General features: G+C 64.4%; 24 protein-coding genes. 13 read left to right on the top strand and 11 right to left on the bottom strand.

Annotated features, from left to right (window positions below):
* Positions 1-102: 102 nt before the first annotated feature.
* From rnd to BM019_RS05125, 3 genes are all read left to right on the top strand, one after another.
* Positions 103-1236: a ribonuclease D gene (gene rnd, locus BM019_RS05135; protein WP_092417771.1), complete on the top strand. Its 1134-nt coding sequence runs from the start codon at positions 103-105 to the stop codon at positions 1234-1236.
* On the top strand, positions 1233-1526 hold the full coding sequence (locus BM019_RS05130) for a YcgL domain-containing protein (RefSeq protein ID WP_007926915.1): 294 nt from the start codon (positions 1233-1235) through the stop codon (positions 1524-1526). The genes rnd and BM019_RS05130 overlap by 4 nt, the downstream gene beginning before the upstream one ends.
* A 127-nt stretch (positions 1527-1653) precedes the next feature.
* On the top strand, positions 1654-2586 hold the full coding sequence (locus tag BM019_RS05125) for a D-2-hydroxyacid dehydrogenase (protein ID WP_009042614.1): 933 nt from the start codon (positions 1654-1656) through the stop codon (positions 2584-2586).
* A 161-nt stretch (positions 2587-2747) separates the two neighbouring features.
* Here BM019_RS05125 and BM019_RS05120 read toward each other — a convergent pair whose 3' ends face one another.
* Positions 2748-3341: a nitroreductase family protein gene (locus BM019_RS05120; protein ID WP_092417770.1), complete on the bottom strand. Its 594-nt coding sequence runs from the start codon at positions 3339-3341 to the stop codon at positions 2748-2750.
* Positions 3342-3621: 280 nt separating this feature from the next.
* On the opposite strand from BM019_RS05120, the gene BM019_RS05115 reads away from it, so the two are divergent.
* Together BM019_RS05115 and BM019_RS05110 are read left to right on the top strand one after the other, a co-directional pair.
* Positions 3622-4071, top strand: coding sequence for a YcgN family cysteine cluster protein (locus BM019_RS05115; RefSeq protein WP_007926912.1), 450 nt, complete (start codon positions 3622-3624; stop codon positions 4069-4071).
* A gap of 46 nt (positions 4072-4117) precedes the next feature.
* Entirely contained in the window at positions 4118-5356 is a 1239-nt protein-coding gene (locus BM019_RS05110; protein WP_092417769.1) for a hypothetical protein, read from the top strand.
* 125 nt (positions 5357-5481) lie between these two features.
* Here the strand turns inward: BM019_RS05110 and BM019_RS05105 are convergent, their stop codons facing one another.
* From BM019_RS05105 to BM019_RS05090, 4 genes are all read right to left on the bottom strand, one after another.
* Positions 5482-5859, bottom strand: a complete 378-nt coding sequence (locus BM019_RS05105) for a YgaP family membrane protein (RefSeq protein ID WP_007926910.1) — start codon at positions 5857-5859, stop codon at positions 5482-5484.
* 100 nt (positions 5860-5959) lie between these two features.
* The gene (locus tag BM019_RS05100; RefSeq protein WP_007926908.1) at positions 5960-6427 is read right to left on the bottom strand and encodes an RNA methyltransferase; all 468 of its coding nucleotides are present in this window, start codon (positions 6425-6427) and stop codon (positions 5960-5962) included.
* A 184-nt stretch (positions 6428-6611) separates the two neighbouring features.
* Positions 6612-6977 (bottom strand): YajD family HNH nuclease, encoded by a 366-nt coding sequence (locus BM019_RS05095; protein ID WP_007926907.1) that lies wholly within the window; start codon positions 6975-6977, stop codon positions 6612-6614.
* A 49-nt stretch (positions 6978-7026) separates the two neighbouring features.
* Complete coding sequence (locus BM019_RS05090; protein ID WP_092417768.1) at positions 7027-7713, bottom strand: spermine/spermidine synthase domain-containing protein; 687 nt, start codon at positions 7711-7713, stop codon at positions 7027-7029.
* A gap of 75 nt (positions 7714-7788) precedes the next feature.
* On the opposite strand from BM019_RS05090, the gene BM019_RS05085 reads away from it, so the two are divergent.
* Positions 7789-8094, top strand: a complete 306-nt coding sequence (locus tag BM019_RS05085) for a hypothetical protein (protein WP_009042619.1) — start codon at positions 7789-7791, stop codon at positions 8092-8094.
* Here the strand turns inward: BM019_RS05085 and BM019_RS05080 are convergent.
* Together BM019_RS05080 and BM019_RS05075 are read right to left on the bottom strand one after the other, a co-directional pair.
* Positions 8091-8564: a cyclic nucleotide-binding domain-containing protein gene (locus tag BM019_RS05080; protein ID WP_007926904.1), complete on the bottom strand. Its 474-nt coding sequence runs from the start codon at positions 8562-8564 to the stop codon at positions 8091-8093. The two genes, BM019_RS05085 and BM019_RS05080, sit on opposite strands and share 4 nt — an antisense overlap.
* Before the next feature lie 245 nt (positions 8565-8809).
* Positions 8810-10864, bottom strand: a complete 2055-nt coding sequence (locus BM019_RS05075) for a S9 family peptidase (protein WP_092417767.1) — start codon at positions 10862-10864, stop codon at positions 8810-8812.
* Between the two features lie 101 nt (positions 10865-10965).
* Here BM019_RS05075 and BM019_RS05070 point away from each other — a divergent pair, with 101 nt between their 5' ends.
* The 3 genes from BM019_RS05070 to BM019_RS05060 are packed head-to-tail and all read left to right on the top strand — an operon-like array spanning position 10966 to position 12816.
* Positions 10966-11460, top strand: a complete 495-nt coding sequence (locus BM019_RS05070) for a hypothetical protein (protein ID WP_007926901.1) — start codon at positions 10966-10968, stop codon at positions 11458-11460.
* Positions 11461-11485: 25 nt separating this feature from the next.
* A complete protein-coding gene (locus BM019_RS05065; protein ID WP_092417766.1) occupies positions 11486-12262 on the top strand; it encodes a class II glutamine amidotransferase in 777 nt (258 codons plus the stop codon).
* Between the two features lie 11 nt (positions 12263-12273).
* Positions 12274-12816, top strand: coding sequence for a DUF2937 family protein (locus BM019_RS05060; protein ID WP_009042623.1), 543 nt, complete (start codon positions 12274-12276; stop codon positions 12814-12816).
* 296 nt (positions 12817-13112) lie between these two features.
* Here the strand turns inward: BM019_RS05060 and BM019_RS05055 are convergent, their stop codons facing one another.
* Positions 13113-14027 (bottom strand): LysR family transcriptional regulator, encoded by a 915-nt coding sequence (locus BM019_RS05055; protein WP_009042624.1) that lies wholly within the window; start codon positions 14025-14027, stop codon positions 13113-13115.
* 140 nt (positions 14028-14167) lie between these two features.
* Between BM019_RS05055 and BM019_RS05050 the strand changes: the two genes are divergently transcribed.
* The 4 genes from BM019_RS05050 to BM019_RS05035 all read left to right on the top strand — a co-directional run bounded on the left by BM019_RS05050 (position 14168) and on the right by BM019_RS05035 (position 17890).
* Positions 14168-15454, top strand: a complete 1287-nt coding sequence (locus tag BM019_RS05050; RefSeq protein WP_009042625.1) for an MFS transporter — start codon at positions 14168-14170, stop codon at positions 15452-15454.
* Positions 15455-15522: 68 nt separating this feature from the next.
* Positions 15523-16272, top strand: coding sequence for a 5-oxoprolinase subunit PxpA (locus BM019_RS05045; RefSeq protein ID WP_092417765.1), 750 nt, complete (start codon positions 15523-15525; stop codon positions 16270-16272).
* Positions 16269-16976, top strand: coding sequence for a 5-oxoprolinase subunit B family protein (locus BM019_RS05040; RefSeq protein ID WP_092417764.1), 708 nt, complete (start codon positions 16269-16271; stop codon positions 16974-16976). Before BM019_RS05045 ends, BM019_RS05040 begins: the two co-directional genes overlap by 4 nt.
* A complete protein-coding gene (locus tag BM019_RS05035) occupies positions 16973-17890 on the top strand; it encodes a 5-oxoprolinase subunit C family protein (protein ID WP_092417763.1) in 918 nt (305 codons plus the stop codon). Before BM019_RS05040 ends, BM019_RS05035 begins: the two co-directional genes overlap by 4 nt.
* A 128-nt stretch (positions 17891-18018) precedes the next feature.
* On the opposite strand, the gene BM019_RS05030 is transcribed toward BM019_RS05035, so the two are convergent.
* From BM019_RS05030 to BM019_RS05020, 3 genes are all read right to left on the bottom strand, one after another.
* Positions 18019-19197 (bottom strand): vWA domain-containing protein, encoded by a 1179-nt coding sequence (locus BM019_RS05030; RefSeq protein WP_092417762.1) that lies wholly within the window; start codon positions 19195-19197, stop codon positions 18019-18021.
* A 12-nt stretch (positions 19198-19209) separates the two neighbouring features.
* The gene (locus BM019_RS05025; RefSeq protein WP_007926885.1) at positions 19210-20055 is read right to left on the bottom strand and encodes an AAA family ATPase; all 846 of its coding nucleotides are present in this window, start codon (positions 20053-20055) and stop codon (positions 19210-19212) included.
* A gap of 143 nt (positions 20056-20198) precedes the next feature.
* Entirely contained in the window at positions 20199-21272 is a 1074-nt protein-coding gene (locus BM019_RS05020; protein ID WP_092417761.1) for a DUF748 domain-containing protein, read from the bottom strand.
* Positions 21273-21284 lie beyond the last annotated feature (12 nt).

Genomic DNA, 21284 nt, shown 5'->3' with positions numbered 1-21284 from the left:
TTGTGGCCCGGGCGCCGATTTCGCGCAGGCTCTTGTCGAGTGAATGCTCAGAAATCGCCAAGGGCGATATATACTGCGCGCCATTCTTCAAGGGAGAGCCGTGTGGCCATCGATATTCACTGGATTCGCGACAACGATAGCCTCGGTCAATTCTGCACCGAGTGGCAGAAGCTGCCATTCGTCGCCCTCGACACCGAATTCATGCGGGTCGACACCTTCTATCCGATCGCCGGCCTGTTGCAGGTCGGCGATGGCCAGCGCGCTTACCTCATCGACCCCTTGACCATCGACGACTGGCAGCCGCTGGCGGCCTTGCTGGAGAACAGCGCGGTGGTCAAGGTGGTGCACGCCTGCAGCGAGGACCTCGAAGTCCTGCTGCGCCTGACCGGCAGCCTGCCGACACCGTTGTTCGACACGCAACTGGCGGCCGCCTACCTGAACCTGGGTTTCTCCATGGGCTACTCGCGGCTGGTCCAGGAAGTGCTGGGCATCGAGTTGCCCAAGGGCGAGACCCGCTCCGACTGGCTGCAGCGTCCGCTGTCGGAAACCCAGGTCAGCTACGCCGCCGAAGACGCTGTGCACCTGGCCGAGGTGTTCACCCGGCTGCGGCCGAAACTGTCCGAGGACAAATACAACTGGGTGCTGGAAGACGGCGCCGAGCTGGTGGCCAACCTGCGCCGCGAAGTCGATCCCTATGAGGTCTACCGCGACGCCAAGCTGGCCTGGAAACTGTCCCGCGCGCAACTGGCGGTGCTGCGTGAACTCTGCGCCTGGCGCGAGCGTGAGGCACGGGCACGGGATCTGCCGCGCAACCGGATCGTGCGCGAGCACTCGCTGTGGCCGTTGGCCAAGAGCCAGCCGGACAACCTCGGCGCCCTGGCGAAAATCGAAGACATGCACCCGCGCACCGTGCGTCAGGACGGCGAGTTCCTGCTGGGCCTGATCAAGCGTGCCGCCAGCGTCGGCCCCGACCAGTGGCCGCCGGCCGTCCCTGAGCCGTTGCCGATGGAAGCCTCGGCTCTGCTCAAGCGCCTGCGCGCCGTGGGCCAGGCCGAGGCCGAGCGCCTGGGCATCGCCCCGGAACTGATGCTGCGCAAGAAAACCCTGGAAAGCCTGCTCAAGAGCGGCTTCCCCAACGGACCCTACCAATTGCCCGATTCGCTGCGTGGCTGGCGCCGCGAATTGATGGGCCAGGCGCTGCTCGACAGCCTGGCCACCGCCGGAGAACAGCCATGAAACGTATCTGCTCGATCTACAAAAGCCCGCGCAAGAACGAGATGTACCTCTACGTGCTCAAGAGCGATGCCCTGGAGCGCGTGCCGGAAAACCTGCTGGCGGCGTTCGGCAAGCCGCAGCACGCCTTCGACCTGGTGCTGAGCCCGGAGCGCAAGCTGTCGCGCGAGGACATCCACCAGGTGCTGGAAAACCTTGAGAAGCAGGGTTACCACCTGCAGATGCCACCGGCCGAGGACGAGTACATCGAGCACTTGCCCGAAGAGCTGCTGCGCCGTAATGATCCGGTCTGACGGACACCTGTAGAGGCCCTGTCCGGGGCATCGTTGAAAATGGAACTGATTCTATCTGGCGGCTGCCGCGATCGATGGAGCGATACTCCGTCGGTGGCTGCCTGCACCGTTTTGTAAGGTTTGAACCATGCGCGTTCTGATTGCCGAACACGATCACGCTATTTATGCCCGTTTGTTGCGTCAGCTGGCACCTGACCTGGAAGTGCTCACCAGCGGCGATTCCGCCGAATTGTCGAAGCTGGCCGCGGACTGCCCGGTCTGGCTCGGCCAGCCGGACCTGCTGGCCACCCTGTTGCGCCAGGGCCACCAGCCGCAGTGGCTGCAATCGACCTGGGCCGGTATCACGCCGCTGCTCGCCGACGGCCTGCCACGCCATTACCGGCTGACCCGCGCCGTGGGGATCTTCGGCCAGGTCATGGCCGAATACGTGCTCACCTACATGCTCGGTCACGAGCGCGAAGTCCTCGCGCGCCTGGTCAGCCAGGTCGAGCGCAAGTGGGATAACCGCACGGGCCAGAGCCTGGCCGGGCGCAAGGTGCTGATCGTCGGCGCGGGCGATATCGGCCAGAGCGTGGCGCAGTTCCTGCTGCCATTCGGCGTCGAGCTGTACGGCATCGCCAGCGAAGCCCGGGAGCAGACGCCGTTTGTCGAAGTGGCGGCGTTGGCGGAGCTGGGACGCCTGGTGGGCGAAGTGGATTATGTGGTCAACCTGCTGCCCAACACCCCACACACCCATGACCTGTACGACGCGGCGCTGTTCAAGCGTTTCAAGCCGACCGGCCTGTTCATCAACGTCGGTCGCGGGGTCGCGGTGGTCGATGCGGATCTGGTGGAAGCCTTGAAGGAAGGGCATCTGGCGGGGGCGGTGATCGACGTCTGCCGTCAGGAACCGTTGCCGCAACGCCACCCGTTCTGGACTGCCTGGGGCCTGCTGCTGACCGGGCACAGCTCGGCGCCGACCTCGCCGACCCTGATGGCGCAGCTGTTCATCGACAACCTGCGGGCCTATCAGGCCGACACGGCGTTGCGTGGTGAAGTGGATTTCACCCGGGGGTATTGAGGCGCTGCGCAGAGGGGGGCTGATGCCGCCTTTTGCGTGGACCCTGTAGCCGCTGCCGCAGGCTGCGATCGGCTCCGAAGGAGACGTGCTCTTGAGGGCCTCGGAAGGCCCTTCGGACCTTATCGCAGCCTGCGGCAGCGGCTACAGGGATTGCAGCAGGTTTACAGGCTGAAATCACCTTCGGCCGCGGTTTCGCTCAGCGGGCGACGCGGGCTTGGCTCTTCGCGGGCCTGCAGGTATTCGGCGAGGCTCGCCTTGTCACCCAGCTTGCCGACGGCCACGGCGGCATGCAGGGCATAACCTTCTGGAATCTTCAGCTCCTTGCGGGTCAGCTCCTGGTCGAACCCGGCCATGCCGTGGGTGTGCCAGCCGCTGATGCTGGCTTGCAGCGCCAGGTGGCCCCAGGCCGAACCGGTGTCGAAGGTGTGCCACAGGGCCGGGCTTTCCTCGCTGGCGCCAGGCGCGGTGAAGGTGGTTTTCGAGATCACGATCACCAGGGCCGAGGCGTGCTGCGCCCAGCCACGGTTGAACTCGTTGAGCAGGCCGAGGAAACGTTCCCAGTTCGGCGTGTCGCGGCGCGCATAAAGAAAGCGCCACGGCTGCGAGTTGTAGGCCGACGGCGCCCAGCGTGCGGCTTCGAAGAAGCTCAGCAGGGTTTCCTCGGGAATAGCCTCGCCGGTGAAGGCGCGCGGCGACCAGCGCTCGGTGAACTGCGGGTGGATGGCGTACTCGGCAACGCGGGGATTGGCGCTCATGACAGAGATTCCTGGCTACGTTTGAGAATGAAAGGTGGATAAACCGGCGAGCGCAGTTGAACTGGGCAATGGGGTTTTTTCCTGGCCCTGGGCGATTCACCGGTGCGACGCGGTCGAGCGTTAATGGCACGCGGACATAGGGCTTTGCGACAGGCAAAGCTACTGCGCGGCATGCGGCCTGACAAGTAGTGCCTTACCGACAGTCGCCAGCGCTTGGCCCGCGGGGCCTTGGGCACTAGACTGGCGGCCTTTTCCCTGTCCGATACCGATTACCTGAGCCATGGCCGCCAAAGTTGAACCCTTCTGGATCCGCAAAACCCTCGAACAACTCGATCAGGAGGAGTGGGAGTCGTTGTGCGACGGTTGTGGCCTGTGCTGCCTGCAGAAGCTCGAGGATGAAGAAGACAACAGCGTCTACTACACCCGCATCGCCTGCAAACTGCTGGACCTGAAGACCTGCCAGTGCAGCGACTACGCCAACCGCCGCGCCTCGGTGCCGGATTGCATCCAGCTCACCCCGGGCAAGGCTGATGAGTTCAAATGGCTGCCGCCGACCTGCGGTTATCGCCTGGTCAGCGAGGGCAAGGATCTGCCGCTCTGGCACCATCTGGTGTGCGGTGACCGCGACGCGGTGCACCATGAGCGTATTTCCCAATCCGGACGCATGCTCGCCGAAGGCAGCGTGGCCGAAGAGGACTGGGAAGATCATCTGATTTTCCGCGCCGGCTGAAGGTACGCCGCGCTCGCGTTCAAGGTTGTTTCACGAAGGAGTGTGTATGGCTGTGGGGGCAAGGCTGGCGCTGGCCGGCTGGCTGCTGGTGCTCAGTGCGCCGGGGTGGGCGGCGAAAAAAGTCGATCTGGATTACCACGTGCGCCTGTTGCCGCAGAGCGACCAGGCCGAGGTGCGCCTGACCCTGGCGGACGGCGCGGCGGTGCGCAGCCTGGATTTCGACCTGGGCACGCATGGCGATTACAGCGACTTCAAGGCCGACGGCCAATGGCAGTCCGGCGCGGCCAAGCCTCCCGCGGTACAGCGCGGCGTATGGCGCCCGGCCGGCGGCAAGGCCAGCCTCAGCTACCGGGTGCGCATCAGCCACAACCTGAAGAAAGACAGCTTCGACAGCCGCATGACCCCGCATTGGGCCTTGTTGCGTGGCGATATGCTGGTGCCGGCGGCGAAACTCGACCAGCAGGACGGCATCGAACTGGTGTCGCGCCTGGAATTCGAGTTGCCCGCGGGCTGGAAAAGCGTGGAAACCGCCTGGCCGCGGATCGGCAAGAACCGTTTCCGTATCGATAATCCCGCGCGCCTGTTCGACCGGCCCACCGGCTGGATGCTGGCCGGTGCCCTGGGCAGCCGCCGTACCCGGCTGGGGGAAACCGAGGTCACGGTGGCCTCGCCACAAGGGCAGGGCATGCGGCGCATGGATGTGCTGACCCTGCTGACCTTCGTCTGGCCGCAGATCCAGGCGACCTTTCCCCGTCATCCAACCAAGTTGCTGATCGTCGGCGCGGCCGACCCGATGTGGCGCGGCAGCCTGGCCGGGCACGATTCGCTGTTCTTGCACAGCCGCCTGCCGCTGGTCAGCGAGAGCGGCACCAGTCCGCTGTTGCGCGAAGTGATCCAGGTCTTTGCCCGGATCAATGACAGCGAGCGCAGCGACTGGATCGGCGAGGGCCTGGCGGAATACTACGCCATCGAATTGATGCGCCGCGCCGGCGGCATGAGTGACGAGCGTTACCAGGCCCTGGAAACTCGGTTGGCCAAGAGCGGCCACGGCGTCAGCAGCCTGCGCGGCGAGCAGGTGGACGCGCCGGTGGTGGCCAGGGCGGTGCTGCTGTTGCAGGAACTGGATCGGGAGATCCGCCTGAAGACCCGCAACAAGCGTTCGCTGGATGACGTGACCCGGGCGGTGATGCGTCTGGAGCGTGTCAGCACCAAAGAGTTCATCCAGCTCAGCGAGAGCGTGCTGGACGGCTCGTCGAAGGTGCTCGACAGCGATTTGTTGCGCTAGTGGAGTCGACCGCTTTGCGGTCATCGCGAGCGAGCTCGCTCCTACAGGTTTTGCGCAATCCCCTGTAGGAGCGAGCTTGCTCGCGATAGCGCCGGTTCATTCAACGCGGCGTTCGAGGCCGCCGATCAAACCCCGGCCTTGGGCGATTTCAACGAATCGTTGCCGGTTACGGTCGCGGTACGGGTGGCCGCCTCGGCATTGGCCTTGAGGGTTTTCAGCTCCGCGCCGGCACGCTCGATCTTCGCCCGTACGTTATTCATATCCTGGCGGCTCTTCTCCAGCAGGCTTTTCGCCGAGCTGTGGCCGGTGATGCCACGGGCCAGGGCGACCCCGCCGATGGCCACCTGGATCAGGCCGAACACACCGCCACGGCGCAGGCCCTTGCCGACCATGACCACGCCGCCGGCCAGCGAGCCGATGCGCTCCCAGCCTTGTACGTTCTGCTCCGCCGGGCTCTGGAAAGGGGTGGTTGCGATGGGTTCCAGTTGTTTGCTGTCGCTCATGATCTGTCTCCAGGAGGGATGGATATAAAGCTGACTGCACTGGCGCGGCGCTTGTTCCATCGAATGTGCGGCGAACTCGAAGCAGGGCTCAAAACAGCGTTCAAAACTTGGGGCCGGAGCGGGTGTTGTTGCCCTTGGCCAGGCGGTCGTAGAGCACCACGTTGACGGTGGCGGCAAGGTTCATGCAGCCGGTGGTCGGGATGTAGACCACGTCTTCGCACCAGTCGCGGATGTCCTTGTCCAGGGAGCCGTCTTCCGGGCCGAAGATGTACAGCGCGCGATCCGGGTGAGTGTATTCCGGCAGTGAGCGGGCGCCTTCCACCAGTTCCACCGCCACCGGCACGCAGCCCAGGGGCAGGATCTTCTTCAGGTCGTCGATACCGATCAGCGGGATGTCCTGGTGGACCTTCTTGGTGTCGGTGACGAAGTCGCGGGCCCGTTCATAGCGCTTGCCGGTGTAGAACACCGACGCGACGCCATAGCAACCGGCGGCGCGCATCACCGAACCGACGTTCTCCGGCGACTTGGGGTTATACAAACCAATGCAGCTGTACCTTTTGTTTGCCACGAGCGGGGTGCCTTCGAGAAAAATCGCGATTATACGGGGATTGGACGAGGGGCGTGAGGCTCGTGGATAGCGGCGTCCCGGCCGACGCCAGCGCAAGCAAGCTCGCTTCTACAGAGGTACGCAAGAGCTGTAGGAGCGAGCTTGCTCGCGAAAGAAAGGAGCGGACAAAACAGCCGTGAGGACGTTATTCGTCGTCTTTCTTCATCAACCCCGCCAGCGCGGCGAAGGGGTTGTGGGTGGCCTTGGCGACTTTCGGCGTGCTCAGGGAGCCTTCGCCGAAGTACTGTTGGTCGGTGTAGCGCGAGTGTTCGTTGTCGTGGCAGTACAGGCACAGCAGTTCCCAGTTGGAACCGTCCTGTGGGTTGTTGTCGTGGTTGTGGTCGCGGTGGTGCACGGTCAGCTCGCTCAGGCGCTTGCCGGAGAACTCGCGGGCGCAGCGTCCACAGACGTGCGGGTACATCTTCAGGGCCTTGTCGCGGTAGCCCATCTCGCGGTCGCGCTGGGCGTCGGCGAGGATGCGGTCGAGCTTGGAAGTGTTGGTCGAACTCATGGGTTCACCTTTAGGCAAAGACTAATGACGGTAATGAGCCCAGTTTAGCTCAGGCCTTGAGCTTCTCGGCAATCCAGATGGTGTGGCGGGTGCCCTTGTTGCCGTGGGCGAAGACTTGCACTTCTTCGGCCTTGAAGCCGGCCTTGCGCAGCTTGTCGGAGTATTGCTTGTCGGCGCTGGCCGACCACACGGCCAGCACGCCCTTGGGCCGCAGGGCCCGGGCGCAGGCCGCCAGCCCGGCGGCGGAGTACAGCCAGCTGTTGGCCCTCTGGGTCAGGCCTTCGGGGCCGTTGTCGACGTCGAGCATGATCGCGTCGAATCCCTGGGGTTCGGCCTGCAGCACCTTGGCCACGTCTTCCAGGCGGATCACCGTGCGCGGGTCGAGCAACGGCCGGCCGGATTTCTCCCCCAGCGGCCCGCGGTTCCATTCGACCACCCCCGGCACCAGTTCGGCGACCACCACTTCGGCATTCTTGCCCAGGTGCTTGAGGGCCGAGGCGAGGGTGAAGCCCATCCCCAGGCCGCCGATCAGCACCCGCGAATTCGGCCGCCCGGCGACCTTGCGGCAGGGAATTTCCGCCAGGGCGTCTTCGGAGCCGTGCATGCGCGTGTTCATCAATTGCCCGCCGTCGCCGCCCTGGATCTTGATGACAAAATCCTCGCCGTATTCGAACAGGCACAAGGCACCGCCATTTTCGGGAATTGGGGTGGTGTCCAGCAGAACGAAACGTTTCATGAGGGTCTCAATGAGGAAGGCAAACCGCCCCGGTTGGGAGTAGCCTGAGGGCTGACAATAGCGATGGAGCCATTGATGAAGCGCACTATTCTAACGGTCATTGCCCGCGCAGCGCTCTTGCTAAGTGCGGCGCTCGCGATGAGCGCCGTGCACGCCGAGGAACTGCAGGCGGTGCCCGTGACTCCGGCCCCCGCCGCCGGCTCGCCCGGCACCGCGACCCCGACCCCTTATCCGCAGGTCACGCCCCCCAGCACCCCCAAGGCCACGGCCCATGGCGGTGCGCCCTTGCTGCCGCCGATCGACATGCCCAAGCCGCCGAAGGACCAGACCTTGCCAGGGTTGCAGCAGAACGAGACGAAAACCAGGACCCCGGGTAGCTAGACCTGTTGCGACAGCAGTTGCCCGTCGGCCATGCGCAGGCGCCTGGACAGTGACACGGCGAGGGCGCGGATGATCTTGGCGGCGATCTTCGGCGCGTCGTTGAGCATTTTCTCCAGCGAGTCCTTGCCCAGGTTGAGCAACCGGCAATCGCTGGCGGCCACGCAACTGGCCGAACGCCGCTCGCCATCGAGCACCGCCATCTCACCAAAGGCCCGACCGCTGCGCAGGGTGGCGATGGTCACGCGCACGCCTTCGCTGTTGGTCTTCTGCACCGCCACCTGGCCGGAATGGATGATGCACATGAAGCTGCCGGCATCGCCTTCGCGGAAGATCTCCTGGCCCTGGGCGATGCTGCTGATGCTGAAGTAACCGGCGGCGGCATTGAAGTCGGCCGGCAAGAGCTGATCGAACAATCCGCAGTCCATCAGCCAGTCGCGGATTTCATTGTTCAACAAGGTAGGTTCTGGCATGTCGTCACGGTCTTTTTCTTGTGTCTGTTGCGGTCCCGGGCAGGTGCGGTATGGCCTGGGGCCGGCGGCCCAGTGTTGGGCTCTGTGCGAAAAGTGGCTGCGCTCGGCCATGCTGCGTTAAAAACAGGCTCGGAATGCTCATGTAGGCCCCTACACTCCGCTTCCTCGCCTGTTTTTGCCTTGCCTGACCTTCGCTCGCCGACTTTTCGTACAGAGCCTAAGACAGGAGCGCCGGCCGGAGTTCCTCAGGCAATGCCCAGAATCTTGAAAACAAATGCATATTCGAGCGCTACGTCACGCAATCCCTGGTAACGCCCGCTCATGCCGCCGTGGCCGGCGCCGAGCTCGGTCTTGAGCAGCAGCAGGTGGTCGTCGGTCTTGGTGGCGCGCAACCGGGCCACCCACTTGGCCGCCTCCCAGTACTGCACGCGGCTGTCGTTGTAGCCGGCGATCACCAGGGTCGCCGGATAGGCCTTGGCCTCGACATTCTCATACGGCGCGTAGGCCTTGATCCGCGCGTAGACCTCGGGCTCCTCCGGGTTGCCCCATTCGTCGTACTCGGTGACGGTCAGCGGCAGCTCGGGGTCGAGCATGGTGTTGAGCACATCGACGAACGGCACCTCGGCGATCGCCGCCTTGAACAGTTCCGGGCGCTGGTTGAGCACCGCGCCGATCAACAGTCCGCCGGCGCTGCCGCCGCTGATGGCCAGTTGCTCGGAAGTGGTCAGGCCCTGGGCGATCAGGTGTTCGGCGCAGGCGATGAAGTCGCTGAAGGTGTTCTGCTTGTGTTCCTGCTTGCCGGCGCGGTACCAGGCTTCGCCCAGCTCGCCGCCGCCACGCACGTGGGCAATGGCGAAGGCCACGCCGCGCTCCAGCAGGCTCAGGCGCGCATGGGAGAACCACGGGTCGAGGCTTTCGCCGTAGGCGCCGTAGCCGTAGAGGTACAGCGGCGCCGGCCGGCCCAGGGCTTCGCGCTTGATCACCAGGCTGATCGGCACCTGGGTGCCGTCGGCCGCGGTCGCCCACAGGCGCTGGCTGACATAGGCATCCGGGTCGAACACGCCCAGCACCGGGGTCTCCTTGAGCACTTTCTGTGCGCCGCCGGCCAGTTCCAGCTGGCGGATCTGCGCCGGACGGTTCAGCGCTTCGTAGCGCAGGCGGATGCGTTGGCTGACGAATTCCAGGCTGTTCTGCACATGCAGGCTGTAGGCCGCATCCGGCAGTTGCACGCGATAGGCCGGCAGGCCCTCGGGGTGCACCTCGATGATCGGCAGGCCGCCTTCGCGCAGGCTCAGGGTCATGGCCGAGCTGTTCAGGCTCAGGCCTTCGAGCATCACGCTATTGCTGTGGGGGATCAGGTTCTGCCAGTCGGCCTGGCTGGGCACCGTGCCCTGGTCCGGCGCCTGGTAGAGGGCGAAGTTGATGCCGTCGCGGTTGCTGCGGATAAACCAGGTCCACTGGCCGTCGAGCAGGCCGTGATCGACGTCGTATTCATGGTGCTCGACCCGCGGCGCCAGGCAGGTGAAGGCCTGCTGCGGCTGCGCCGCGTCGAGTACCCAGACCTCGCTGGTGGTCTTGCTGCCCAGGGACAGCAGCAGCTGTTTCTCCGAGCTTGAGCGGTAGCAATGCAGGAAAAAGCGCCCGTCCGGCTCATGGAACACCTCTTCGGCGGCGGTGCCGTCCAGGCGATAGCGGAACAACTTGTGCGGGCGGTGGGTGTCGTCCAGCTCGCCGAAGAACAGGGTCAGGCTGTCGTTGGCCCAGGTCATGCTGCCGTCGCAATCGGTGAACGCCAGTTCGCTGACCTTGCCGCTGGACAGCTCCTTGACGAACAGGGTGTAGACCTCTTCGCCGCTGGTATCGAGGCTGTAGGCCAGGCGCTGGTGGTCGGGGCTGATGCTGAAGGCGCCGAGGGAGAAGAAACCACCCTTGGCCAGCTCGTTGGGGTCCAGCAGCAGTTGTTCCTGGCTTTCGTCGACACTCAGGCTGTCGTCGGCCGGGCGCGGGCAGCGATAGTGCCGGGCGTATTCGTCGCCGGCGGTGGTGCGGGTGTAATACAGGTACGGACCCCAGGGGGAGGGCAGGGACAGGTCGGTCTCGAGGATCCGGCCCTTGATTTCCTGGAACAGGGTTTCGCGCAGCGCCGCCTGGTCGGCGAGGGCGGCTTCCTGGTAGCTGTTTTCGGCCTTCAGGTAATCGAGCACGGCATCGGTGTCGCGTTCCTGGAGCCAGGCGTACGGGTCCGGACCTTCGGCCTTGCGGGCGATCGGGGCGCTGGTGACGTGGGCGGATACGGGCATGAAGGGCTCTCGGGGCGGTGACAATTAAGGGCGCGGCAGACGGCGGTGCAGCCTGGCATGCGAAAAGCCGTTATCATAAGCGCCTCTTTGCCTGCCTTGCCATGGACACCATGACCGAGAACGACTATCTGATCGCTTGGGGGCTCTACGCCTTCGCCGCCTTGGGCTGCCTGCTGGTGTGGATGCGCCTGACCCGCTGGATGTGGCGCTGGCTGCGCGAGCCGCTGCGAGTGCTGGTGGCGGTGCTGCTGTTCAGCCCGACCGTGGTCGACCCGGCCAAGGAAATGTTCGCCCCGGCCGTGGCCATCACCGCCCTGGACATGCTGTTCAAGGTCGGCAACAACGCCTGGCGCGCGGTCTCCGACCTGTTCATGTACGGCGTGATCGCCTTCGGCATCTACCTGGTGTTCGTCCTGATCCGCTGGCCGATCGAGCGCGCCTCCAAGGCCCGCCAGGAACAGGCCGAAGCCGCCAAGGCCGCGGCCCGTGCCGAAGAGCCGGACGACCAGCCTTTCGGCGGCGCCGGCGACGATCGCTACGGCCGCCCGCCAGTGCCCAGCAACCCCCAGCGTTCGCGGATCGAGCCGCGTCTGTAACACGCATTGAAGCGAGAGTCCGAGCATGTGTGAGTTATTGGGCATGAGCGCCAATGTACCGACCGATATCGTGTTCAGCTTTACCGGGCTGATGCAGCGCGGCGGACGCACCGGCCCGCATCGCGACGGCTGGGGCATCGCTTTCTACGAGGGCCGCGGCCTGCGCCTGTTCCAGGACCCGGCGGCGAGCAGCGAGTCGGAAGTGGCCAATCTGGTGCAGCGCTACCCGATCAAGAGCGAAGTGGTGATCGGCCACATTCGCCAGGCCAACGTCGGCAAGGTCTGCCTGTCCAACACCCATCCGTTCGTGCGCGAGCTGTGGGGGCGCAACTGGTGTTTCGCCCACAACGGCCAGCTGGCGGACTTCCAGCCCCCCATCAGCTTCTACCGTCCGGTGGGCGATACCGACAGCGAAGCGGCTTTCTGCGACCTGCTCAACCGGGTGCGCGAAGCCTTTCCCGAGCCAGTGGAAGTCGAGGAACTGCTGCCGTCGCTGGTGGCCGCCTGCGCCGAATATCGCGGCAAGGGCGTGTTCAACTGCCTGCTCAGCGACGGCGACTGGCTGTTCTGCTATTGCTCGACCAAGCTGGCGCAGATCACCCGCCGCGCTCCCTTTGGCCCGGCCCGCCTGAAGGACGTCGATGTGATCGTCGACTTCCAGGCGGAAACCACGCCCAACGACGTGGTGACGGTGATCGCCACCGAACCTTTGACCGAAAACGAAACCTGGACTCGCTACGAGCCGGGCCAATGGAGCCTGTGGCGGCGCGGTGAATGCGTGCTGCACGGCCAGACCGAATAAGGACATCCCCTATGTTGCTCAGTTATCTGCGGCTGGTGCTGTTTGCGGCGGGCCTGTTGATCGGCGTACAGGTGCCGGGTTTCATCAGCGATTACGCCAAGCGTGTCGAGGCTCACCTGATCGAGGCCCAGGCCGGCCTGCAAGGGTTCCAGGGCACCGCCAACCAGTTCTTCAAGGGCGATCTGCAAGCGCTGGTCGCCCACTATCGGGCCAGCGACGACCCGGTGTTTCGCAGCGACGCCGACAGCCTGGGCAATCTGCTGGTTCGCCAGCGCGCCCTGGACAAGCAGTTCCAGGCCATGCAGGGCCCGTGGTACATCCGCCTGCTGCAAGTGGTGCTGGCCGCCGACCCGGATATCCGCCAGGAAACCTGGAACGGCTACAGCTACCAGATCCTGCTGACCCCGCAAGCGATGATCTGGGCCATGAGCGGCGCCTTGCTGCTGTCGTTCGGCCTGGAATGCCTGTATCGCCTGATCGACTGGGTGGTGCTTGGCGGCAAGCGCCTGCGCCAGAGCCGGCCGATCGAAGAGCGTGACTTGAAGGGCTTGTGATATAGCCGCTGCCGCAGGCTGCGATCGACGGCGCAGCCGTCGTAAACCAGCCGACGCGTTTTTCCAGGCAGATCGCGGATGCAGGTTGTGCGGCAACTGCGTTGCCGTTCGCAGCCTCGCAGGCTCGGCAGCGGCTACACGGACGCCGCGATCCCTGTAGCCGCTGCCGCAGGCTGCGATCGGTTGCGCAGCAACCGCAAAGATGGCTGGCTGACAAACGCTCATCGAGCCGATTCACGCAGGCTGCGCCCGCGATCGCAGCCTTCGGCAGCGGCTACAAAGGCCTTCGCGGTAGATCAGCCCGCCAGCACGATATAGTCCGGCCCCACCTTGCGCGCATAACTTTCCAGCACTTGCTGGCACAGCACCACCACCTCTTCCACCAGTTCGACCCCCACCCGCCATGACACCACCACCTGCAGGTTCGGCGGGCGCTGGTCGATGGCCAGCAGGGTCAGTTCGCCGCGCGCCAGTTCCTCGCTGACCAGCACCGGCGGCAAGGCGCCGATGCCGAAACCGTCGCGCAGCAGGCGGGTAATGGCCGACACCGAGTTCACGCAGTTGAGCCGTGGCGCGGCCACCCCGTTGGCCTGCATCAGGCTCAGCACTTCCTGGTGCGGCAGGGAGTTCTTCGAGTAGGTGATGATGCGTTCCCGGGCCAGCTCGGCCAGGTTGGCGTACTCGCGGTTGTAGATCGAGTGGCTGGCGACTATCCAGCCCATGGGGTGGCTGGCCAGTTCCAGGCTGCGAATGGATTCCTGGCGCAGCAGGTCGGTTTGCAGCACCAGGTCGAGAAAGCCTTTTTGCAACTGGTCGCAGAGGTTCAGCGAGGTGTCGGCCACCAGCTCGATTTCCACCTGGGGATAGCTGTCCATCATCCGCGCCACCAGGGGGCTGAGCCAGGTATGGATCACCGTGTCCATGACGCCGATGCGAATCCGCCCGACCTTGCTCGAACGGGTCTCGATCGACTGTTTGAGCGCCTGCATGGTGTCCATCATCTGCTCGGCATAGTCGAGCACCTTGAGGCCTTCCGGGGTCAGGCTCACGCCGCGCGAGTCGCGCAGGAACAGCTTCACCCCCAGTTCGCCCTCGAGCACGGCGATGCGGCTGGAGATCGAAGCCTGGGTGGTGAAGAGTTTGTCGGCGGTCAGGCGAAAGCTTTTCAGGCGCGCCACCCAGACAAAGGTTTCGAGAAACTTGAGGTTCATGCGATCAACTTTTCTTATGTCTGGAGGCGGTTTTTATTAGTTGGACGGGGCAGGGCGCGGGCGCCAAAAATCGCTGCGTCTCACGATAAGCGTCGTCGGGGCCCAGAACAATACCAATAAAACCAAGGTGGAGATTTGCCATGAGTGCGCCCGACACGCTCGCCGCCAGCAAGGCCAAAGGCCGCGCCGGCCCCTTCGACTGGTACCGCGACATCAACCAGCAGGAACGCCGCACGTTCTGGAGCTGCAAGGCCGGTTACGGCCTGGATGGCATGGACACCCAGATGCTCAGCTTCGTCATCCCGACCCTGATTGCGCTGTGGGGCATCAGCTCCGCCGAGGCCGGCCTGATCCACACCAGCACCTTGCTGGCTTCCGCCCTGGGCGGCTGGATCGCCGGCATCCTGTCCGATCGCATCGGCCGGGTGCGCACCCTGCAACTGACCGTGCTCTGGTTCGCCTTCTTCACCTTTCTCTGTGGCCTGGCGCAGAACTACGAGCAACTGCTGATCGCCCGAACCCTGATGGGCTTCGGTTTCGGCGGCGAGTGGACCGCCGGCGCGGTGCTGATCGGCGAAGTGATCCGCGCGGAAAACCGCGGCAAGGCGGTGGGCATGGTGCAGTCCGGCTGGGCCTTGGGCTGGGGCATCACGGCACTGCTCTATGCGTTGATGTATTCCCTGCTGCCGCCGGAAGACGCCTGGCGCGCCTTGTTCCTGCTGGGCATCCTGCCGGCGATCTTCGTGATTTTCGTCCGCCGCCTGGTCAAGGACCCTGAGGTCTACCGGCAAACCCGGGCCCGGGAAGTGCCCGACAACCCCTCGCGCTTCTACGAAATCTTCGCCCCCGGCATTCTCAGCACCACCCTGCGCGCGTCGCTGCTCGCGGCCGGCGCCCAGGGCGGCTACTACGCCATCACGTTCTGGCTGCCGACCTTCCTCAAGACCGAGCGCGGCTTGAGCGTGCTGAGCACCGGCGGCTACCTGGCGATGGTGATCTTCGGCTCCTATGTGGGCTATGTGATCAGTGCTTATCTGACCGATATTCTCGGGCGCAAGAAGAACTTCGTCCTGTTCGCCGCCGGTTCCTTCACCATCGTCCTGCTGTACACGCAAATGCCGGTGAGCAACGCGGTGATGCTGTGGCTGGGCTTCCCCCTGGGCTTCTTCGCTTCGGGGATCTTCAGCGGCATGGGCGCCTTCCTGACGGAGCTGTTCCCCACGCGGATCCGCGGTTCGGGCCAGGGCTTCTGCTACAACAGCGGCCGGGCGCTGGCGGCCCTGTTCCCGCTGCTGATCGGGCTGCTCAGCCAGCACATCCCGCTGGGCGCGGCCATCGGCACCTTCGCCGCCGTGTCCTACGGCATCGTGGTCCTGGCGGCCCTGAGCCTGCCGGAAACCCGCGGCAAACAACTCGAAGCGCGCTAACTGATAATCTGTGGGCATCCCGCGCGATCCCCGCAGCCAACATGACAAACGCTACAGGAGCACTGACCGTGAGCCGCCTGTTATTGAATTGCGACATCGGCGAAAGCTTTGGCAACTGGACCATGGGCCTGGATGCCGAGGTGATGCCGTTTATCGATTGCGCCAACATCGCCTGCGGTTTCCATGCCGGCGACCCGAGCATCATGCGCAAGACCGTCAGCCTGGCCCTGGCCAATGGCGTGCGCATCGGTGCGCATCCGGCGTACCAGGACCTGGCCGGTTTCGGCCGCCGCTCCATGGCCTACGGCGCCCAGGAACTGCAGGACCTGTTGCACTACCAGATCGGCGCCCTCGACGGCATCTGCCGGGCCCAGGGCACTCGGGTGAGCTACGTCAAACCCCATGGCGCCATGTACAACGACATGATGGCCAACCCGGCGCAGCTGCGCGCGGTGATCCAGGCGGTGGCCGCCTACGACAAGACACTGCCGCTGATGTTGATGGCTACCCGTGACAACGGCGCGGCCCAGGCCCTGGGCGACGAGTTCGGCGTGACCCTGTGGTTCGAAGCCTTCGCCGACCGTGCCTACGACAACGCCGGTCACCTGGTGTCGCGGCAACTGCCGGGGGCGGTGCATCACGACCCGGAAAAGATCATCGCCCAGGCCCTGACCATCGCCCGCGGCGACGCGCTGCTGGCCAGCGACGGCAGCGCCTTGCACCTCAAGGCCAATACCCTGTGCGTGCACGGCGACAACGCCAGTTCGGTGGCCGCCGTGCAGCGTATCCGCGCGGCCCTTCAGCAGTTGCCAGCATGAAAATACGCCTTGAAGTGGTGGCGATCGACTGCCTGATGGTGCGCCTGTTCGATGCCATCGCCGAGGCCAACATGCCGTGGATGCTCGCCGCCAGCGAGCGCCTGCGGACGGCCTTCGGCGGGCAGTTGATCGATCTGGTGCCGTCCTATACCACGCTGATGGTGCACTACGACCTGGCTGCCCTGAGCCCGTCCCAGGCGCGGGAACTGATCGATCTGGCCCTGACCGACCTCACGCCGGACTCGCGCACCGGCGGCCAGCGCCATGTGCTGCCGGTCTGGTACGACCTCAGCGTCGGCCCGGAGCTGAGCCTGTTGTCGCGGCGCAGCGGCCTGTCGGTGAACGAGGTGATCCGTTGCCACAGCGAGCGTGAATACCAGGTGTTCGCCCTGGGCTTCGCCCCGGGGTTCGCCTTTATGGGGCTGGTGGACGAAGTGCTGGCCGCGCCGCGCCTGGATACCCCACGCAAGCGCGTGGCGGCGGGCAGCGTCGGCATTGCCGAGCGGCAGACCGCGGCTTATCCGGTGGTGTCGCCGGGGGGCTGGAACCTGATCGGGCGCACACCGAGCCGCCTGTTCGATCGCGAGCGCGATGGCTACAGCCTGATGCAACCGGGCGACAGCGTGCGTTTCGCCGCGGTGGACCACGCCGAATTCATCCGCCTGGGCGGTGACGACACGCCACTTCTGGAGGCACTGGCATGAGCCGCCTGACGATCGAAGCCAGCACGCCCTTGTGCCTGTTGCAGGATGCCGGTCGCTTTGGCGTGCGGCACCTGGGCGTGACCCAGGGCGGCGCGCTGGACTGGGTGTCGATGTCCTGGGCCAACTGGCTGCTGGGCAACGCCCTGGATGCGCCGGTGATCGAGATCACCCTGGGCGGTTTCAGCGTGGTCGCCGAGGAGTTGTGCCTGCTGGCACTGGCGGGCGCCGACCTGGGGGCCTGTATCGACGGGCGTCCGCTCAGCCCGGGGCGCAGTTTTATCCTGCAAAAGGGCCAGCGGTTGCGTTTCACCCAGCCGTACCAGGGGGTGCGGGCCTACCTGGCGGCGCCCGGCGGTTTCAATGCGCCCAAGGTGCTGGGCAGTTGCGCCAGCGTGGTCCGCGAGGAACTGGGCGGGCTCGACGGTTTCGGCCGGCCACTGGCAGTGGGCGCGCGGCTGGAGTATTGCGGGGCAGGGGTGAACCTCAAGGTGCTGTCGGGCAAGCAACTGCCGGACCTGCAATCGAAGGCGCCGCTGGAGGTGATTCTCGGGGCGCAGATCGGCCAGTTCAGCGGGCAGAGCCTGTTCGATGCCTTCAACAGCGCCTGGACCCTGGACAGCCGCGCCGACCGCATGGGCATGCGCCTGCTGGGGCCGTCACTGCGTTATCAGGGGGCGCCGATGATTTCCGAGGGCATTCCCCTGGGGGCGATCCAGGTGCCGCCGGACGGCCAGCCGATCGTGCTGCTCAACGACCGGCAGACCATTGGCGGGTATCCACGGCTGGGGGCCTTGACGCCCCTGGCGCTGGCGCGGCTGGCGCAATGCCTGCCGGGCAGCGAAGTGCGCCTGACGCCGGTGGTGCAGGAGACAGCGTATCGGCAGCAGATCGAGTTTTTGCGGCGGTTTGTCTGAACCGATGTAGCCGCTGCCGCAGGCTGCGATCGGCTGCGAAGCAGACGCGCTCTTGAGTCCGCTTGAAGGCCCTTCGGGCCTTATCGCAGCCTGCGGCAGCGGCTACAGGGATCGCGTTGGACGGGATCCTATTTGGAGAGAAACCGCATCCCTTCTTCCAGGCCGCGCAAGGTCAGCGGGTACATCTGGTCTTCGATCAGCTCGCGCACGATGTTGGTCGAGGCGGTGTAGCCCCAGGTGTCTTTCGGATAGGGGTTGATCCAGATGAGCTTCTTGTACTTCTCCATGAAGCGCTGCATCCACACATAACCGGCCTCTTCGTTCCAGTGCTCGACGCTGCCGCCGGCCTGGGTGATTTCGTAGGGCGCCATGGCGGCGTCGCCGACGAAGATCACTTTGTAGTCGGCGCCGTACTTGTGCAGCACGTCCTGGGTCGAGGTGCGTTCCGAGCCGCGACGCAGGTTGTTCTTCCACACCGATTCATAGATGAAGTTGTGGAAGTAGTAGTACTCCAGGTGCTTGAACTCGGTCTTGCAGGCCGAGAACAGCTCCTCGCAGATCTTCACGTGGGCATCCATGGAGCCACCGATATCGAACAGCAACAGCAGCTTGATGCTGTTGCGCCGTTCCGGGCGCATCTGGATGTTCAGCAGGCCGGCGTCGCGGGCGGTGTGGTCGATGGTGCCATCGATGTCCAGCTCCTCCGCCGCGCCCTGGCGGGCGAACTTGCGCAGGCGGCGCAGGGCCACCTTGATGTTGCGCGTGCCCAGTTCCACCGAGTCGTCGAGGTTCTTGTACTCGCGCTGGTCCCAGACCTTGACCGCCTTGCCCTGGCGCTTGCCGGCGTCGCCGACGCGGATGCCTTCCGGGTTGAAACCGCCGGAGCCGAAGGGGCTGGTGCCGCCGGTGCCGATCCACTTGTTGCCGCCGGCATGGCGTTCCTTCTGTTCTTCCAGGCGCTTCTTGAACTCTTCGATCAGCTTGTCCAGGCCGCCGAGGGACTGGATCTGCGCCCGTTCCTCATCGGTCAGCGAGCGCTCGAACTCCTTGCGCAGCCAATCCTCGGGGATCAGTGCCTGCAGGTGGTCGTCGAGTTTTTCCAGGCCGTTGAAGTAGGCGCCGAACGCGCGGTCGAACTTGTCGAAGTGCCGTTCGTCCTTCACCAGGATCGCCCGGGACAGGTAATAGAACTCGTCCATGTCGGCGAAGGTCACGCGCTGCTTGAGCGCGTTGATCAGGTCGAGCAGCTCGCGCACCGACACCGGAACCTTGGCGGCACGCATTTCATTGAACAGGTTGAGCAACATGGCATCAGCCTCTTAACGACTGCCGCGACGGCTCATGAATGCCAGGCGTTCGAGCAACTGCACGTCCTGCTCGTTCTTCACCAGGGCGCCGGCCAGCGGCGGGATGGCCTTGGTCGGATCGCGTTCGCGCAGCACCGCTTCGCCGATGTTGTCGGCCATCAGCAGCTTGAGCCAGTCCACCAGCTCGGAGGTCGAAGGCTTCTTCTTCAGGCCCGGCACCTTGCGCACGTCGAAGAACACGTCCAGCGCCTCGCTGACCAGGTCTTTCTTGATGTCCGGGTAGTGCACGTCGACGATTTTCTGCAGGGTGGTGCGGTCGGGGAAGGCGATGTAGTGGAAGAAGCAGCGGCGTAGGAAAGCGTCCGGCAGCTCTTTCTCGTTGTTGGAGGTAATGATGATGATCGGGCGCTGCTTGGCCTTGATGGTCTCGTCGATTTCGTAGACGTAGAACTCCATCTTGTCGAGTTCCTGCAACAGGTCGTTGGGGAACTCGATGTCGGCCTTGTCGATTTCGTCGATCAGCAGGATCACCCGCTCCTCGGATTCGAAGGCCTCCCACAGCTTGCCCTTCTTCAGGTAGTTGCGGATGTCATGCACCTTGTCCACGCCCAGCTGCGAATCGCGCAGGCGGCTCACCGCGTCGTATTCATACAGGCCCTGGTGAGCCTTGGTGGTGGACTTGATGTGCCAGGTGATCAGCCTGGCACCGAAGGACTCGGCCAGTTGCTCGGCGAGCATGGTCTTGCCGGTGCCCGGTTCGCCCTTGACCAGCAGCGGCCGCTCCAGGGTGATGGCGGCATTGACTGCCAGCTTCAGGTCATCGGTGGCGACGTACGCGCTGGTGCCTTCGAACTTCATCTGCAATTCCTCGAACGGTAACGCCGACGTGCATCGAGCAGGTCGGAAGAATAAAACACGAATGGCCGACTATAACGCGGCGCCCGGCCGACTGTGAACGCAGACGCCCCATTCAGTCTCTGAATGAGGCGTCACATGGTGACTCAGTCAGCGGATGGCTTGGGACGCTCATACTGGGCATTGAAGGCCTCGATGAAACCATTGCGTAAAATCTGCAAAAAAGCCTGGAATGCGCTGATATCACGCTGATGTACGTTGCCTTTGAGTTCGACCCGGGTGGCGAACTGGTTTTTCCCCTGGTTTTTCAGCACGGTTTCGCTGACCCCCACCAGGGCTTCCCAGATCGAACGGAATATCCCTTTGTCCTTGTTCTCGACATCCTGCTGCCAATTGAACACATCGACATCGCGCAGCAGCGGCTTGATATAGCCGGTGAGCTGGCCCTTGTTGGCTTCGGCTTCGATCACCAGGTCGCCGTGGCCGGCGTTGAAGTCGAATTTGCCATAGGCGGCGGCGAAGTCGTTCAAGCGCTTGAGTTCGATATCCCGCACGCGCAGGCGGAACTCGAAGTCCTGGAAGTCGCTCAGCGGGTCGAAGGTGGCGTTGGTTTCCAGGGGCGCATGGCCCAGCAGCAGGGCCTTGCCTTCGAGGCGGGCGTCGCGTTTGCCTTGAGTGTCGACCACGTTGGTCAGGTTGTAGGCGCTGGCGTTGACCTGGGTGGCGCTCATGTTCACCGGCGGTTTGGAGTTGAAGTTACGGAAACTGATCTTGCCGTCGCTGACCTGTACTTCGTTGAGGGTGATGGGCAGCAGTTTGTTCAGCTGGGCCCGCCAGTCGGTGCCTTCACCGGTTTGCGAGTTCTTTTTGGTGGCGCCGTCGACGAAGTTGACCTGCGGCCCGACGAATTGCACTTCGGCCACCACCGCATGGTCGTACCACAAGGAGTGCCAGCTCACTGACAGATCGACCAGCGGTGCGTTGACGAACGGCACTGGCACCTTGCCGTCGACCTTGACGATTTTCAGGCCGTTGATCCGATAGGCCCCGCGCCACAGGGCCAGGTCGACATCGGCGATCTGGCCGCGGTAGTCGCCCATGTTGGCGAGGCGGTCATTGAGGTAATCGCGCACCAGATAGGGCAGGGCGATGTGCAGGGCAACCAGCAGCACCAGCACCCCGGCGAGGGTCCACAGGGGCCAACTGTAGCGACGTTTCATGAGCATGAGTCT

Source organism: Pseudomonas sp. NFPP07 (assembly GCF_900115645.1).
Lineage (GTDB): Bacteria > Pseudomonadota > Gammaproteobacteria > Pseudomonadales > Pseudomonadaceae > Aquipseudomonas > Aquipseudomonas chlororaphis.
This window is presented reverse-complemented; position numbering and strand designations above follow the sequence as displayed.